Source organism: Bacillus sp. LJBV19 (assembly GCF_017797845.1).
In the GTDB taxonomy this organism is placed as follows: Bacteria; Bacillota; Bacilli; order Bacillales; family Bacillaceae; genus Bacillus; species Bacillus velezensis.
Window position 1 is genome coordinate 45,533 of the sequence record NZ_CP072563.1, and the last position, 14,557, is coordinate 60,089.

The following is a 14,557-nucleotide window of genomic DNA, read 5'->3' on the forward strand; positions in this document are numbered from 1 at the left end:
GCTTATTTTTGGTTTTGAAGCTGGTTTTGAATTTCAGAGATGATTTGCTCAGCACCTTCTTTGCTGAGTACCAATTTGCCGCCGGCAAGTTTAAGGTTATCATCAGAAACTTCACCAGTTACTTGGCAAGTCATGTTTGGTTTATATTTTTTAAGGATGATTTTTTCATCATCAACATAAATTTCAAGAGCGTCTTTTTCTGCGATGCCCAGTGTACGGCGAAGTTCGATAGGGATAACTACGCGTCCAAGTTCATCAACTTTACGTACGATACCAGTAGATTTCATTAACAGTCTCCTCCCGAGAGATAATTATTTGTAGTTTATATTTTTCTTCGTCATTATTCGACAAAATTCCTTACATTCCTAGCATAACAAGGTTTCCAATAATCGTCAATCTTTTTGTTTGCTATTGTTTGTAAGAATTAGTTCTTATAGTAAGTAAAGCCTTGGAAATCCTGAAATAACAGGCTTTTTGACTGCTTTTTCGAACCTATTATCCTACTGAAAATCCTTTTAAATCAAGACTTTCGAACCAAGATGTTTTATATTAGTAGATTATATACGACAAATTTCGACATGTTAAGACTTTTTTTAATTTCAATAAAAATTTTTAATTTTATTTACTCTTTTACGCGCAGTACGTATATATCCTTGATCTTAAAGGCTAAGATGGTATCATAGATAGAGGACAAATATCAATATTGTATATCAAATAAAACCGCTCTCGTCCTTTGGGCGTGAGCTTTTCGACATTCTGAATGGGAGGTTGCAACATGCCGCAAGACAATAATACTTTTTATATTACAACCCCGATATATTATCCGAGCGGAAAATTACATATCGGCCATGCTTATACTACCGTGGCCGGCGATGCGATGGCGCGTTACAAAAGATTAAAAGGATTTGACGTACGCTACTTAACCGGAACGGATGAGCACGGACAGAAAATCCAGCAGAAAGCGGAGGAAGAGAATATCACGCCTCAAGCTTATGTGGATCGTGCAGTTGCTGAAATCCAAAAACTATGGAAGCAGCTCGACATTTCTCACGATGATTTCATCCGGACGACGGAAAGCCGGCACAAAGAAATTATCGAGAAAGTGTTTCAAAAACTTCTTGATAATGGTGACATTTACCTGGATGAGTATGAGGGCTGGTACAGCATCCCTGATGAAACATTCTATACGGAAACACAGCTGGTGGATGTGGAACGAAATGAGAAGGGTGAGGTTGTCGGCGGAAAAAGCCCTGACAGCGGACACCCGGTCGAATTAATCAAAGAGGAGTCATACTTCTTCCGCATGAGCAAATACGCAGACCGCCTGCTGAAGTTTTATGAGGAAAATCCTTCTTTCATTCAGCCTGAATCACGCAAAAATGAAATGATTAACAACTTCATTAAACCGGGGCTTGAAGATTTGGCCGTTTCCAGAACGACGTTCGACTGGGGCGTAAAAGTACCGGGAAATCCGAAGCATGTCGTGTATGTATGGATTGACGCACTGTTCAACTATATTACAGCGCTCGGTTACGCTACGGAAAATGATGAGCTTTACAAAAAGTACTGGCCGGCGGACGTCCATCTTGTCGGTAAAGAAATTGTCCGTTTTCATACCATTTACTGGCCGATTATGCTGATGGCGCTTGATCTCCCGCTGCCTAAGCAAGTATTCGCGCATGGCTGGTTATTGATGAAAGACGGAAAAATGTCGAAATCAAAAGGAAATGTCGTTGATCCGGTAACGTTAATTGAACGCTACGGCTTGGATGAACTTCGCTATTACCTGCTTCGCGAAGTACCGTTCGGTTCAGACGGTGTCTTTACGCCGGAAGGTTTCGTAGAACGGATTAATTATGACTTGGCGAACGACTTAGGAAACCTTCTGAATCGTACAGTCGCAATGATCCAAAAATATTTTGACGGCGAGATTGGTTCATATGAAGGAAATGTGACCGATTTTGATTCAGAGCTTTCTTCTGTAGCCGGTGAAACGGTTAAAGCTTATGAAAAGGCAATGGAAAACATGGAGTTTTCAGTCGCTTTATCAACGCTATGGCAATTAATCAGCCGTACGAACAAATATATTGATGAAACTGCTCCGTGGGTGCTTGCTAAAGATCAGGAAAAAGAAAAAGAATTACGTTCTGTCATGTATCATTTAGCTGAATCATTACGTATCTCAGCCGTATTGCTCCAGCCTTTCTTGACACAAACGCCTGAAAAAATGTTTGCCCAGCTAGGAGTTGAGGATCAGTCTCTTAAAGCATGGGACAGCATTCAGACATTCGGCCAATTGAAGAACACGAAAGTGAAAAAAGGGGAACCGCTTTTCCCTCGTCTTGAAGCTGAAGAAGAAGTAGCTTACATCAAGCAAAAAATGCAAGGAACTGCTCCTGCTAAAGAAGAAAAGGCGGAAGAGCCGCAAGAAGCAGAGCGTCTTCCTGAAATTACGTTTGATCAATTTATGGATACAGAACTTCGCGTCGCAGAAGTCTTGTCCGCAGAGCCGGTGAAAAAAGCAGATCGGCTGCTGAAATTGCAAATTGATCTGGGCTTTGAACAGCGCCAAGTTGTATCAGGTATCGCGAAGCATTACACACCGGATCAGCTTGTAGGAATGAAGATCATTTGTGTAACGAATCTAAAACCGGTAAAACTGAGAGGCGAGCTTTCTCAAGGAATGATACTGGCAGGAGAATCGGACGGCGTTCTCAAAGTTGTAGCTGTCGACCAGTCATTACCGAAAGGCACTCGAATTAAATAAATAGATGCAAAAGGTGTTTCACGTGTAACATTCCGTCGAACACCTTTTGTTTTTCAACAAGAAAGGAGTTTTTATGATGCTTTTTGATACACATGCGCACTTAAATGCCGAGCAATTTGACACAGACTTAGAGGAAGTCATTGCGCGTGCAAAGGCTGAAAAAGTTGAACGAATCGTCGTTGTCGGATTCGATAAACCCACTATCACGCGTGCGATGGAGCTGATTGAGGAATATGACTTTATATACGCTGCGATCGGTTGGCATCCGGTAGATGCAATTGACATGACAGAGGAAGATTTATCATGGATTAAGGAACTGTCCTCTCACGAAAAAGTCGTGGCAATCGGAGAGATGGGCCTTGATTACCACTGGGATAAATCACCAAAAGACGTTCAGAAAGAAGTATTCCGGAAACAAATCGCTCTCGCCAAAGAAGTGAACCTTCCAATTATCATTCATAATCGTGATGCAACGGAAGATGTTGTCACGATTTTGAAAGAAGAGGGGGCGGAAGAAGTCGGCGGCATTATGCACTGCTTTACGGGGAGCGCGGAGGTTGCGCGGCAGTGTATGGATATGAATTTTTATATTTCATTCGGCGGACCGGTTACCTTCAAAAATGCGAAGAAACCAAAAGAAGTGGCAAAGGAAATTCCGAATGACCGTTTGCTGATTGAAACGGACTGTCCTTTCCTGACACCGCATCCTTTCCGCGGTAAACGAAATGAGCCAAGCTATGTAAAATATGTTGCTGAACAGCTCGCTGCATTAAAAGGGCTGACATATGAAGAAATTGCCTCAATTACAACCGAAAACGCAAAAAGACTTTTCCGCATGAACTGACAGAATGCGCTGTCGTAACGTGTAAAGGCTTGTCCGATTCAGTGGATATGTAAAACCGTTCTACAAGCTTCCTTCTCCTCATAAGATAGGTTGTCGATATGTCTCTCTTCCTTTTTTTGCTTTGTTTTTGCATAATGAGGGATACGCTGAAGGTTTTTCATCTTCGAGATGGGAGGGTTGACAGCATTTTAGATACTCTATATAATCTCTCCGAGGAGAAGGAGGCGTTTTTCATCACACAAAAAATGAAAAAACTGTTTTCCGTAAAGCTTGGTAAAAGCAAGGTTATTCTTATTGCAGCTATTATTCTGCTGGGCGGAACCGGGACTGCATACGGGGCACATGAGCTCTCAAAACAATCAGTTTCTGTTTCCATCAACGGCAAGAAAAAGCAAATACGCACTCATGCAAAAACGGTTGGGGAACTTCTGGAAGATTTACATATAGAGACGAGAAATGAAGACCGGATTACCCCGTCTAAGCAGACAGCATTGACAGACAACATGAATGTCGTGTATGAAGCTGCAAAGCAGATCCGTGTGACAAGAGGCGGAGAAGAAAAGACTTTATGGTCAACGGCAAAAACAGTCGGCGCATTTCTGAACGAACAGCAAACACCTGTGAATCAGCACGATAAAATAGATCCAGCAGCAGATACGAAAGTGACAAACGGCATGAAAGTCACGGTCGACCCGGCTTTTCAGGTCACTGTAAATGATGCGGGAAAGAAAAAGAAAATATGGACGACTTCGACTACGGTCGCTGACTTTTTAACGCAGCATAAGATGGACATGAAAGACGAAGATAAAGTAAAACCGGCATTACACGAAAAGCTCACAAAAAATCAGGCCGGTATACAAATCACTCGTATCGAAAAAGTCACCGATGTAGTTGAGGAAAAAATAGCGTATCAAGTGAAAGAAAAAGAAGATGCGTCTCTCGACAGCGGGAAAGAAAAGATCGTTCAAAAAGGAAAAGAAGGCAAACTTAAAAAGCATTTTCATGTTGTCAAAGAAAATGGAAAAGAAGTTTCAAGAAAGCTTGTTAAAGAAGAAACATCTGAAAAAAGCAAAGATCAGATCATTGCGGTCGGCACAAAGCGGCACAGTCCCAAGATTGAGCCGCTCAGTGCACCTGTGAAGGCATCTTCGGGCGAAACCGGATCTTCCGGTAAAGTGATTACCGTGTCTTCCACGGCTTATACCGCAAGCTGCAGCGGCTGTTCCGGCCATACGGCTACAGGCGTTAACCTGACAAGCAATCCGAATGCCAAAGTCATTGCGGTAGACCCAAGCGTCATCCCGCTCGGCACAAGAGTCCACGTAGACGGATACGGGGATGCCGTGGCCGCTGATACGGGCTCAGCCATTAAAGGAAGACGGATTGATGTCTTTTTCCCTGAAAAATCTTCAGCTTACCGCTGGGGAAAGAAACAGGTCAAAATAAAAATCTTAAATTAATTCCGATTCACTCAGAGGGTTTTGCGCCCTCTGTTTTTTTCGTTATAATAGGTAAAGTGTATTTTCAGTATATTAGACGTGACATGTAAGCAAAGGTTTCGTTTTGGATATAAAAAGTTTTTTTGGAGGAAGTAATGAAAATTAAAGAAATTATTGTAGTCGAGGGACGCGATGACACTGCGCGCATAAAACTTGCCGTTGATGCGGATACGATTGAGACAAACGGTTCCGCAATCGGAGACGAAGTCATCAGACAGATTCGGCTGGCGCAGGAAACGAGAGGGGTCATCGTGCTGACGGACCCGGATTTTCCGGGGGAAAAGATCCGGAAAACCATTTCTGAAGCAGTACCCGGCTGTAAACACGCATTTCTGCCCAAACATCTTGCCAAACCGAAAAACAAGCGCGGCATTGGCGTTGAGCACGCATCCATTGAAAGCATCAGAGCATGTCTGGAAAATGTGCATGAAGAGATGGAGGCAAAGCCGAGTGAGATTTCAGCTGAAGATGTCATACAGGCCGGTCTGATCGGCGGACCGGCTGCCAAAAGACGCCGCGAACGGTTGGGCGACCTGCTGAAGATCGGCTATACAAACGGCAAGCAGCTTCAAAAACGGCTGCAAATGTTTCAAATCAAAAGAAGTGATTTTATTGATGCGCTCGATGCTATGAGGCAGGAGGAACAGGATGAACAATAAAGATATCGCGACACCTATCAGAACGAAGGAAATTCTGAAAAAGTACGGTTTCTCTTTTAAAAAGAGTCTGGGACAGAATTTCTTAATTGATACAAATATATTGGACAGAATTGTGGACCATGCGGAAATTACGGATCGGACCGGAGTCATTGAAATCGGGCCCGGAATCGGCGCGCTGACAGAGCAGCTTGCCAAACGGGCGAAAAAGGTCGTCGCGTTTGAAATTGATCAGCGCCTGCTGCCCATTCTCAATGATACGCTGTCTCCGTATGACAATGTAACGATCATTCATCAAGATGTGCTGAAAGCAGACGTCAAATCCGTCATTGAAGAGCAGTTTCAGGATTGTGATGAAATTATGGTGACGGCGAATCTCCCATATTATGTGACGACGCCGATCATCATGAAGCTCTTGGAAGAACATCTTCCGTTAAAAGGGATTGTCGTGATGCTGCAAAAAGAGGTCGCTGAGCGGATGGCCGCTGATCCTTCCTCTAAGGAGTACGGATCGCTTTCCATTGCGGTTCAGTTCTATACGGAGGCCAAAACCGTCATGACCGTCCCGAAAACGGTGTTTGTGCCTCAGCCTAATGTCGATTCAGCCGTCATCCGTCTCTTGCTTCGTGACGGCCCGGCGGTTGACGTCGATAATGAACCGTTTTTCTTCCAGCTGATTAAAGCAAGCTTCGCACAGCGCCGGAAAACCTTGCTGAACAACCTTGTGAACAATCTTCCGGGCGGAAAAGAGAAAAAAGCTCAAATTGAAGAAGTTCTTCAAGAAACGAATATTGACGGAAAGCGGCGCGGTGAATCCCTGTCCATAGAAGAATTCGCGCTCCTGTCCAACGGATTGCATAAAGCCCTTTTCTAAGAGGGCTTTTTGTTTTGCGTCACCACTTGGACTGCCGCTACATAGGCTAGAGGAGAACCTTATTCATTCAACTGCAAGAAAAGCTTGAAACATCAAGCGCCGCAGCGGAAAGAGGTGTATTTGCCAAGACTTCTTTCATGATGAGGCTTAGTCTATTTGTGGAGTGGGTAACGTGCAATTTCAAATAGGAGATATGGTAGCCAGGAAATCCTATCAAATGGATGTTTTATTTCGCATTATCGGTATAGAGCAAACAAGCAATGGGAATTCAATTGCCATCCTGCATGGTGACGAAGTCAGATTGATTGCGGATGCTGATTTTTCTGATTTGGAGCCTGTCAGAAAAGACGAACAGGCCATGAGAAAGAAAAGAGATGAAAGCAGGATGAATGAATCTCTCGAGCTGCTCCGCCAGGATTATAAGCTGCTTCGGGAAAAACAGGAATATTATGCGACAAATCAATATCAGCATCAGGAGCACTACTTTCATATGCCCGGAAAGGTATTGCATCTGGACGGCGATGAGGCCTATTTGAAAAAGTGCCTGAACTTTTATGAAAAAATCGGTGTGCCGGTATACGGAATTCATTGCCATGAGAAAAAAATGCCGGCATCAATTGACGAGCTGCTTGATAAATACAGGCCGGATATTTTAGTCATCACCGGCCATGATGCATATTCCAAGCATAAGGGAGGCGTGAACGATTTAAGCGCCTACAGGCATTCCAAACACTTTGTCGAAACCGTTCAAAGAGCGAGGCGTAAAGTACCTCATTTGGATCAGCTGGTCATATTCGCGGGGGCGTGCCAATCTCATTTCGAGTCTTTAATCAGGGCAGGCGCGAATTTTGCAAGTTCGCCGTCACGCGTCAATATCCATGCGCTTGACCCGGTATATATTGTCGCGAAAATCAGCTTCACTCCGTTTATGGAGCGGATCAATGTATGGGATGTCCTGAGAAATACGCTGACGAGAGAGAAAGGGCTGGGAGGAATTGAAACGAAGGGTGTGCTGCGTGTCGGTATGCCGTATAAATCAAATGGATGAGTGATAAAACCCGCATATATTTCGCTATGCGGGTTAATTATTTTACATATTGATACATAAATTTCCGGAACTTGTGAAAAATAACGCAGAAATCAATAGAATTTTGTCAAAATAATTTTGTTGACAATGACTTATTAACGTTGATATAATTTAAATTTTATTTGACAAAATTGGGCTCTTGTTGTACAATAAATGTAGTGAGGTGGATGCAATGGCGAAGACGTTGTCCGATATAAAAAGATCGCTTGATGGGAATTTAGGTAAACGGCTTACGTTAAAAGCAAACGGAGGCCGCCGAAAAACGATTGAGCGTTCGGGCATTTTAGCTGAGACGTACCCTTCTGTTTTTGTGATACAACTAGATCAAGACGAGAATTCGTTTGAAAGAGTTTCATACAGTTATGCTGATATTCTTACTGAGACTGTTGAATTGACATTCAATGACGATGCGGCAAGCTCAGTAGCATTTTAATGGGCAGTGAACCTTTTGTTTACTGCTTTTTGTTTTGCCTTCTAAAGCTCTTCTAATTATTCCCTCGAAAGTTTCAGCCGATTAAACGGAAGCTATAGGTGTCACATGTTTTATCGTGGCGTGCACGAATGGTGATCAATTCTATAAAAGGGGTTGTTTCGTTTGGGCAGACGTCGTGGAGTTATGTCAGATGAGTTCAAATATGAGCTGGCGAAGGACCTTGGTTTTTACGATACGGTGAAAAACGAGGGCTGGGGAGGCATTCGGGCGCGTGATGCCGGGAATATGGTAAAGCGCGCGATTGAGATTGCCGAACAGCAGATGGCGGCTCAGAACCAAAATAACCGATAATGCAGTGGCCCGGGGGACAATCCGTTCCCCGGTTTTTTCTATCGGCTGTCAAAACCGGCGTCAATTTCGGATAAGTACCTCCGGGTCTCCAAATGTGATACAATGTTCATACTTATGTTTAGATGGAGAAGTAGGTGAAAGCTATGCGTATTTTAGAAAAAGCGCCGGCCAAAATCAATCTGTCCCTCGATGTGACGAGTAAACGCCCGGATGGTTATCACGAAGTGGAGATGATCATGACGACAATTGATTTGGCAGATCGGATTGAACTGACAGAACTGCCCGAAAACGTTATCAGAGTGGCGTCGCATAACCGCTTTGTTCCGGATGATCAAAGGAATCTGGCTTATCAGGCAGCCAAACTGCTTAAAGAACGGTTTCAAGTCAAAAAAGGCGTTTCCATTATGATTACAAAAGTGATCCCTGTTGCGGCAGGGCTTGCCGGCGGAAGCAGCGATGCGGCAGCCACGCTCAGAGGGCTGAACAGGCTTTGGGATTTAAAGCTTTCTGTCGAAGAGCTCGCGGAGCTTGGAGCTGAAATCGGTTCAGACGTGTCCTTCTGTGTATACGGAGGCACTGCTCTGGCAACCGGACGCGGTGAGAAGATCAGGCACATCAGTGCTCCGCCTCATTGCTGGGTCGTGCTCGCCAAACCGACGATCGGGGTATCGACTGCCGAAGTGTACCGCCGGCTGAACTTACAGCAGGTTCGGCATCCTGATGTGCAGGCGATGATTGACGCGATTGAAGAAAAAAGCTTCCAAAAGGTATGCGGACAATTAGGAAACGTATTGGAGTCGGTTACGCTCAGCCTCCATCCCGAGGTGGCGATGATTAAAAATCAAATGAAACGCTTCGGCGCTGATGCGGTGTTAATGAGCGGAAGCGGACCGACTGTATTCGGTTTGGTTCAATACGAATCGAAGGTGCAGCGGATTTATAACGGGTTAAGAGGTTTCTGTGATCAAGTGTACGCGGTGCGGATGATCGGCGAACAGAATGCTCTTGATTAAATCCGTATGTTAAGTTATATTATTTTTAAATTATTCGGATTTTGGGGGTAAGTTCATGAAGTTTCGTCGCAGCGGCAGATTGGTGGACTTAACAAATTATTTGTTAACCCATCCGCATGAATTAATACCGTTAACATTTTTCTCAGAACGGTATCAATCAGCAAAGTCATCAATCAGTGAAGATTTAACGATTATTAAACAGACCTTTGAACAGCAAGGCATTGGGACGCTGCTTACAGTGCCGGGAGCTGCCGGAGGCGTCAAATACATTCCGAAAGTGAAACAGGCTGAAGCAGAAGCGTTTATACAGGAGCTGGGACAGTCTTTAGTAAATCCTGAGCGTATCCTTCCGGGCGGTTATGTATATTTAACGGATATCTTAGGAAAACCATCTGTCCTCTCTCATGTAGGCAGGCTTTTTGCTTCCGTTTTTGCGGAGCGGGAGATTGATGTGGTGATGACCGTTGCGACAAAAGGAATCCCTCTTGCTTACGCAGCGGCCAGTTATCTGAACGTTCCGGTTGTCATCGTGCGAAAGGACAATAAAGTGACGGAAGGCTCCACGGTGAGCATCAATTATGTATCAGGGTCATCTAACCGCATTCAAACGATGTCGCTTGCGAAAAGAAGTTTGGCTACGGGTTCGAACGTTTTGATTATTGACGACTTTATGAAAGCCGGCGGCACCATTAACGGCATGATCAGCCTGCTTGATGAGTTTAATGCAAACGTCGCGGGAATAGGCGTCTTGGTTGAAGCCGAGGGAGTGAATGAACGGCTTGTCGATGAATACATGTCACTGCTCACGCTTTCAACCATCAATATGAAAGACAAAACGATTGAGATTCAAAACGGCAATTTTCTGCGATTTTTTAAAGAACAGCATTTAAAGAATGGGGAGACAGAAAAATGACAAAAGCAATCCATACAAAACACGCGCCGGCAGCGATCGGGCCATATTCACAGGGAATCATCGTAAACAACATGTTTTACAGCTCAGGCCAGATTCCTCTTACTGCTGAAGGAGAAATGGTAAACGGTGATATCACAGAACAAACGCATCAGGTGTTCAGCAATTTAAAAGCTGTGCTGAAAGAAGCGGGCGCTTCGCTCGAGACGGTTGTAAAAGCAACGGTGTTTATTGCTGATATGGAGCAGTTTGCGGAAGTGAATGAAGTGTACGGACAATACTTTGATGTACATAAGCCGGCAAGGTCTTGTGTGGAAGTGGCGAGACTGCCGAAAGACGCTCTCGTGGAAATTGAAGTCATTGCGCTGGTGAAATCTTAAATCTCAGAAAAGTGGTTCCGGTCTCCGGGATCACTTTTTTTATGCAGTATATGATCCCCAAATATGGTTTATCACCTAATTGTGTATGTATATCCTATATTTTCAAAAAAACTTTTTGAAACGTGCAGGAATTTAAAAAGAATCGTGGAATTGTTAGACTAATGCTTTTATATAGGGAAAAGGTGGTGAACTACTGTGGAAGTTACTGACGTAAGATTACGCCGCGTGAATACCGATGGTCGCATGAGAGCGATTGCATCCATCACGCTGGATCACGAATTTGTCGTACATGATATTCGTGTGATTGATGGAAACAATGGTCTTTTCGTTGCGATGCCGAGTAAACGCACCCCTGATGGAGAATTCCGCGATATTGCTCATCCTATTAATTCCAGCACGCGGGGCAAGATCCAGGATGCTGTTTTAAATGAGTATCATCGTTTGGGTGACTCTGAAGCATTAGAATATGAAGAAGCCGGGGCTTCTTAAACATAACAAAATGTAAGGACTGCTGATAAAGGCTGACACAAGGCCTTTTCCGGCAGTCCTTTTTTAAATCTGATTTTTCAGTAATAAAGCGATTACATAGAAAATTCTTGCACTTTTTGATGTCTTCTTGAAATCAACAGCTATTTAGGATATATTTTTCTATGGATAAAAGGGATATTGGAGGCCATTAAATGGATAAGCGGTTTGCAGTGATTTTAGCTGCCGGAAAAGGAACGAGAATGAAATCGAAGCTTTACAAGGTCCTTCATCCGGTATGCGGAAAGCCTATGGTAGAGCACGTCGCAGACGAAGCTCTGAAATTATCTTTAGCGAAGCTTGTCACCATCGTAGGACACGGCGCCGAAGATGTGAAGAAGCAGCTCGGACAGAAAAGCGATTACGCTCTCCAAGCAGAACAGCTCGGTACGGCTCATGCGGTCAAACAGGCAAAACCATTTCTTCACGGAGAAAAGGGTGTCACGATCGTTATTTGCGGCGATACACCGCTTCTGACGGCGGAGACGATGGAAGCCATGCTGAATGAACATACAGACAAAGGTGCAAAAGCCACGGTGTTAACGGCCGTTGCCGACGATCCCGCCGGATACGGAAGAATCATCCGCAGTGAAGACGGCGCCGTTCAAAAAATCGTGGAGCACAAGGATGCTTCGGAGCAAGAACGTCTTGTGAAAGAAATTAACACGGGAACGTACTGTTTTGATAACGAGGCTCTTTTTCGTGTCATCGAACAGGTTTCGAATGAAAATGCCCAAGGCGAGTATTATCTGCCGGATGTGATCGAAATCCTCAAAGACGAAGGCGAAACTGTTGCCGCTTACCAGACTGGTAACTTCCAAGAGACGCTCGGAGTGAATGATAGAGTCGCTCTTTCTCAGGCTGAAATGTATATGAAAGAGCGTATTAACAAACGGCATATGCAGAACGGAGTCACTTTAATCGATCCGATGAATACGTACATCTCACCTGACGCACGTATCGGACAAGATACAGTTATTTATCCCGGAACTGTGTTAAAGGGACAAGCTGAAATCGGCGATGAATGTGTCATCGGCCCTCACACTGAGATAGAGGACAGCTCAATCGGCAGCCGCACTGTGATTAAACAATCCGTTGTCAATCGCAGCAAAGTTGGGAATGATGTAAATATCGGTCCTTTTGCTCACATCAGACCCGATTCCGCAATCGGCAATGAAGTGAAGATCGGAAACTTTGTTGAAATCAAGAAAACACAATTCGGCGACCGAAGCAAAGCATCTCATTTAAGCTATATCGGTGATGCCGAAGTGGGCACGGATGTGAATCTGGGCTGCGGCTCCATCACGGTCAATTATGATGGGAAGAAAAAGTATTTAACCAAAATTGAAGACGGCGCCTTTATAGGCTGCAACTCCAATCTGGTCGCTCCTGTTACAGTGGGAGAAGGCGCGTACGTCGCTGCGGGTTCAACCGTAACTGAAGATGTGCCGGGCGAAGCGCTTGCCATTGCCAGAGCAAGACAAGTAAATAAAGAAGATTATGTGAAAAACATTCATAAAAAATAATCCTAAAATCGGAGGTTTACCATGTCTAACGAATACGGAGATAAGAATTTAAAGATTTTTTCTTTGAATTCAAATCCAGAACTTGCAAAAGAAATCGCGGATAATGTAGGGGTTCAATTAGGAAAGTGCTCTGTTACAAGATTCAGTGACGGAGAGGTCCAGATCAACATAGAAGAAAGTATTCGCGGCTGTGATTGCTATATCATTCAGTCTACAAGTGCGCCGGTTAATGAGCACATTATGGAATTGCTGATTATGGTTGACGCTTTAAAGCGCGCTTCCGCGAAAACAATCAACATTGTGATTCCGTACTACGGTTATGCGCGCCAGGACAGAAAAGCAAGATCACGCGAACCGATTACGGCAAAACTTTTTGCAAACCTGCTTGAAACAGCGGGTGCGACACGCGTGATCGCGCTTGATTTACACGCACCGCAAATTCAAGGTTTCTTTGATATTCCGATTGACCACTTAATGGGTGTTCCGATTTTAGGCCATTACTTTGAAGGTAAAGACTTGAAAGATATCGTCATTGTTTCTCCTGACCACGGCGGTGTGACGCGCGCCCGCAAACTTGCGGACCGTCTGAAAGCGCCGATCGCGATTATCGACAAACGCCGTCCTAGACCGAATGAGGTAGAAGTGATGAACATCGTCGGTAATGTGGAAGGAAAAACAGCGATTCTGATCGATGATATTATTGATACGGCCGGCACAATCACACTTGCCGCTAACGCGCTGGTTGAAAACGGAGCTGCAGAAGTGTATGCATGCTGTACGCACCCTGTACTGTCAGGCCCTGCCGTTGAGCGGATCAATAACTCTAAAATCAAGGAGCTTGTCGTAACGAACAGCATTAAGCTTCCTGATGAGAAAAAAATCGACCGCTTTAAGCAGCTTTCTGTCGGACCGCTTCTGGCTGAAGCGATTATCCGCGTTCACGAGAAACAATCTGTCAGCTATTTATTCAGCTAAACCGAAACTTTAAGGTTTAAATCCCAGTTATTGTGGGTATTGTTCTAATAGGACGATAAAACGATAATTAGGATGGTGCTGAATATGGCAACTTTAAAAGCAAATGAAAGAACAGATTTTAAACGTTCGACGCTTCGGAAAATCCGTCATTCAGGACATGTTCCAGGGATTATATACGGTAAAGAAACAACGAATACGCCTGTCTCTTTAGACAGTGTCGAATTGCTTAAAACATTGCGGGACGAAGGGAAAAACACGATTATCACAATTGATGTCAACGGAAATCAGCAATCGGTTATGGTGACTGATCTTCAGACAGACCCGCTCAAAAACGAATTGACGCACGCCGATTTTCAAGTCGTGAATATGAGTGAGGAGCTGGAGGCCGAGGTGCCGATTCAGCTGACGGGAGAGGCGAAGGGAGTCAAAGACGGAGGCGTCATCCAGCAGCCGCTGCATGAGCTTTCGATTAAGGCCAGACCGAAGGACATCCCTCAGACAATCAATGTTGATATTTCCGGGCTTGAAATGAATGATGTGCTGACCATCGCAGATCTGACTGCTGACGGCAATTATACATTTACAAACGACCCGGAAGAAGTCGTGGCTTCCATCCTTCCTCCTAAGCAGGAAGCATTCGAAGAAGATGCAGAACCGTCTCCTGGGGAAGAGCCCGAAGGAGAAAATCAATAAGCGCTTTAAGACGTAACCCGCCCG

The 14,557-nt window shown here is 44.4% G+C and carries 16 protein-coding genes; 15 read left to right on the plus strand and 1 reads right to left on the minus strand.

Translation table 11 applies throughout. The annotated features are described in order from the left end of the window. Positions 1 to 2: 2 nt before the first annotated feature. The gene (gene abrB, locus J6600_RS00250) at positions 3 to 293 is read right to left on the minus strand and encodes a transition state genes transcriptional regulator AbrB (protein WP_169510469.1); all 291 of its coding nucleotides are present in this window, start codon (positions 291 to 293) and stop codon (positions 3 to 5) included. A 482-nt stretch (positions 294 to 775) separates the two neighbouring features. Between abrB and metG the strand changes: the two genes are divergently transcribed. The 15 genes from metG to J6600_RS00325 all read left to right on the plus strand — a co-directional run bounded on the left by metG (position 776) and on the right by J6600_RS00325 (position 14,533). Then, a complete protein-coding gene (gene metG, locus J6600_RS00255; RefSeq protein WP_209387812.1) occupies positions 776 to 2,767 on the plus strand; it encodes a methionine--tRNA ligase in 1,992 nt (663 codons plus the stop codon). A gap of 76 nt (positions 2,768 to 2,843) precedes the next feature. After that, positions 2,844 to 3,611, plus strand: coding sequence for a TatD family hydrolase (locus J6600_RS00260; RefSeq protein ID WP_021494159.1), 768 nt, complete (start codon positions 2,844 to 2,846; stop codon positions 3,609 to 3,611). 134 nt (positions 3,612 to 3,745) lie between these two features. Next, positions 3,746 to 5,071, plus strand: coding sequence for a resuscitation-promoting factor (locus J6600_RS00265; protein ID WP_209387813.1), 1,326 nt, complete (start codon positions 3,746 to 3,748; stop codon positions 5,069 to 5,071). A gap of 134 nt (positions 5,072 to 5,205) precedes the next feature. Continuing rightward, on the plus strand, positions 5,206 to 5,769 hold the full coding sequence (gene rnmV / locus J6600_RS00270) for a ribonuclease M5 (protein ID WP_004264696.1): 564 nt from the start codon (positions 5,206 to 5,208) through the stop codon (positions 5,767 to 5,769). Then, a complete protein-coding gene (rsmA, locus tag J6600_RS00275) occupies positions 5,759 to 6,640 on the plus strand; it encodes a 16S rRNA (adenine(1518)-N(6)/adenine(1519)-N(6))-dimethyltransferase RsmA (RefSeq protein ID WP_004264694.1) in 882 nt (293 codons plus the stop codon). The genes rnmV and rsmA overlap by 11 nt, the downstream gene beginning before the upstream one ends. A 172-nt stretch (positions 6,641 to 6,812) precedes the next feature. Next, positions 6,813 to 7,688 carry a sporulation peptidase YabG gene (yabG, locus tag J6600_RS00280; protein ID WP_004264691.1) on the plus strand — a complete coding sequence of 292 codons (876 nt, stop codon included), beginning with the start codon at positions 6,813 to 6,815 and terminating at the stop codon, positions 7,686 to 7,688. A 211-nt stretch (positions 7,689 to 7,899) separates the two neighbouring features. After that, positions 7,900 to 8,160 carry a biofilm formation stimulator Veg gene (gene veg / locus J6600_RS00285; protein WP_003218330.1) on the plus strand — a complete coding sequence of 87 codons (261 nt, stop codon included), beginning with the start codon at positions 7,900 to 7,902 and terminating at the stop codon, positions 8,158 to 8,160. 162 nt (positions 8,161 to 8,322) lie between these two features. Next, on the plus strand, positions 8,323 to 8,511 hold the full coding sequence (locus J6600_RS00290) for a small, acid-soluble spore protein, alpha/beta type (RefSeq protein WP_011996172.1): 189 nt from the start codon (positions 8,323 to 8,325) through the stop codon (positions 8,509 to 8,511). A 143-nt stretch (positions 8,512 to 8,654) separates the two neighbouring features. Then, the gene (ispE, locus tag J6600_RS00295) at positions 8,655 to 9,524 is read left to right on the plus strand and encodes a 4-(cytidine 5'-diphospho)-2-C-methyl-D-erythritol kinase (RefSeq protein WP_007409927.1); all 870 of its coding nucleotides are present in this window, start codon (positions 8,655 to 8,657) and stop codon (positions 9,522 to 9,524) included. Positions 9,525 to 9,579: 55 nt separating this feature from the next. Next, the gene (gene purR, locus J6600_RS00300) at positions 9,580 to 10,437 is read left to right on the plus strand and encodes a pur operon repressor (protein ID WP_004264666.1); all 858 of its coding nucleotides are present in this window, start codon (positions 9,580 to 9,582) and stop codon (positions 10,435 to 10,437) included. Continuing rightward, a complete protein-coding gene (gene ridA, locus J6600_RS00305; protein ID WP_004264663.1) occupies positions 10,434 to 10,814 on the plus strand; it encodes a 2-iminobutanoate/2-iminopropanoate deaminase in 381 nt (126 codons plus the stop codon). Before purR ends, ridA begins: the two co-directional genes overlap by 4 nt. Before the next feature lie 195 nt (positions 10,815 to 11,009). Continuing rightward, positions 11,010 to 11,303, plus strand: a complete 294-nt coding sequence (spoVG, locus tag J6600_RS00310) for a septation regulator SpoVG (protein ID WP_004264660.1) — start codon at positions 11,010 to 11,012, stop codon at positions 11,301 to 11,303. 191 nt (positions 11,304 to 11,494) lie between these two features. After that, positions 11,495 to 12,865 (plus strand): bifunctional UDP-N-acetylglucosamine diphosphorylase/glucosamine-1-phosphate N-acetyltransferase GlmU, encoded by a 1,371-nt coding sequence (gene glmU / locus J6600_RS00315; RefSeq protein ID WP_004264658.1) that lies wholly within the window; start codon positions 11,495 to 11,497, stop codon positions 12,863 to 12,865. 21 nt (positions 12,866 to 12,886) lie between these two features. Beyond that, positions 12,887 to 13,840, plus strand: coding sequence for a ribose-phosphate diphosphokinase (locus tag J6600_RS00320; RefSeq protein ID WP_004264656.1), 954 nt, complete (start codon positions 12,887 to 12,889; stop codon positions 13,838 to 13,840). An 84-nt stretch (positions 13,841 to 13,924) separates the two neighbouring features. Next, positions 13,925 to 14,533: a 50S ribosomal protein L25/general stress protein Ctc gene (locus J6600_RS00325; protein ID WP_014416724.1), complete on the plus strand. Its 609-nt coding sequence runs from the start codon at positions 13,925 to 13,927 to the stop codon at positions 14,531 to 14,533. Positions 14,534 to 14,557: the final 24 nt, after the last annotated feature.

Excerpts from the sequence above, each read along its gene's own strand:
- J6600_RS00260 (WP_021494159.1), top strand. The coding sequence starts at position 2,844 with ATGCTTTTTGATACACATGCGCACTTAAATGCCGAGCAATTTGACACA.
- J6600_RS00320 (WP_004264656.1), top strand. The coding sequence starts at position 12,887 with ATGTCTAACGAATACGGAGATAAGAATTTAAAGATTTTTTCTTTGAAT.
- veg (WP_003218330.1), top strand. The coding sequence starts at position 7,900 with ATGGCGAAGACGTTGTCCGATATAAAAAGATCGCTTGATGGGAATTTA.
- rnmV (WP_004264696.1), top strand. The coding sequence starts at position 5,206 with ATGAAAATTAAAGAAATTATTGTAGTCGAGGGACGCGATGACACTGCG.
- purR (WP_004264666.1), top strand. The coding sequence starts at position 9,580 with ATGAAGTTTCGTCGCAGCGGCAGATTGGTGGACTTAACAAATTATTTG.
- metG (WP_209387812.1), top strand. The coding sequence starts at position 776 with ATGCCGCAAGACAATAATACTTTTTATATTACAACCCCGATATATTAT.
- rsmA (WP_004264694.1), top strand. The coding sequence starts at position 5,759 with ATGAACAATAAAGATATCGCGACACCTATCAGAACGAAGGAAATTCTG.
- ispE (WP_007409927.1), top strand. The coding sequence starts at position 8,655 with ATGCGTATTTTAGAAAAAGCGCCGGCCAAAATCAATCTGTCCCTCGAT.
- J6600_RS00265 (WP_209387813.1), top strand. The coding sequence starts at position 3,746 with ATGAGGGATACGCTGAAGGTTTTTCATCTTCGAGATGGGAGGGTTGAC.
- glmU (WP_004264658.1), top strand. The coding sequence starts at position 11,495 with ATGGATAAGCGGTTTGCAGTGATTTTAGCTGCCGGAAAAGGAACGAGA.
- ridA (WP_004264663.1), top strand. The coding sequence starts at position 10,434 with ATGACAAAAGCAATCCATACAAAACACGCGCCGGCAGCGATCGGGCCA.
- J6600_RS00325 (WP_014416724.1), top strand. The coding sequence starts at position 13,925 with ATGGCAACTTTAAAAGCAAATGAAAGAACAGATTTTAAACGTTCGACG.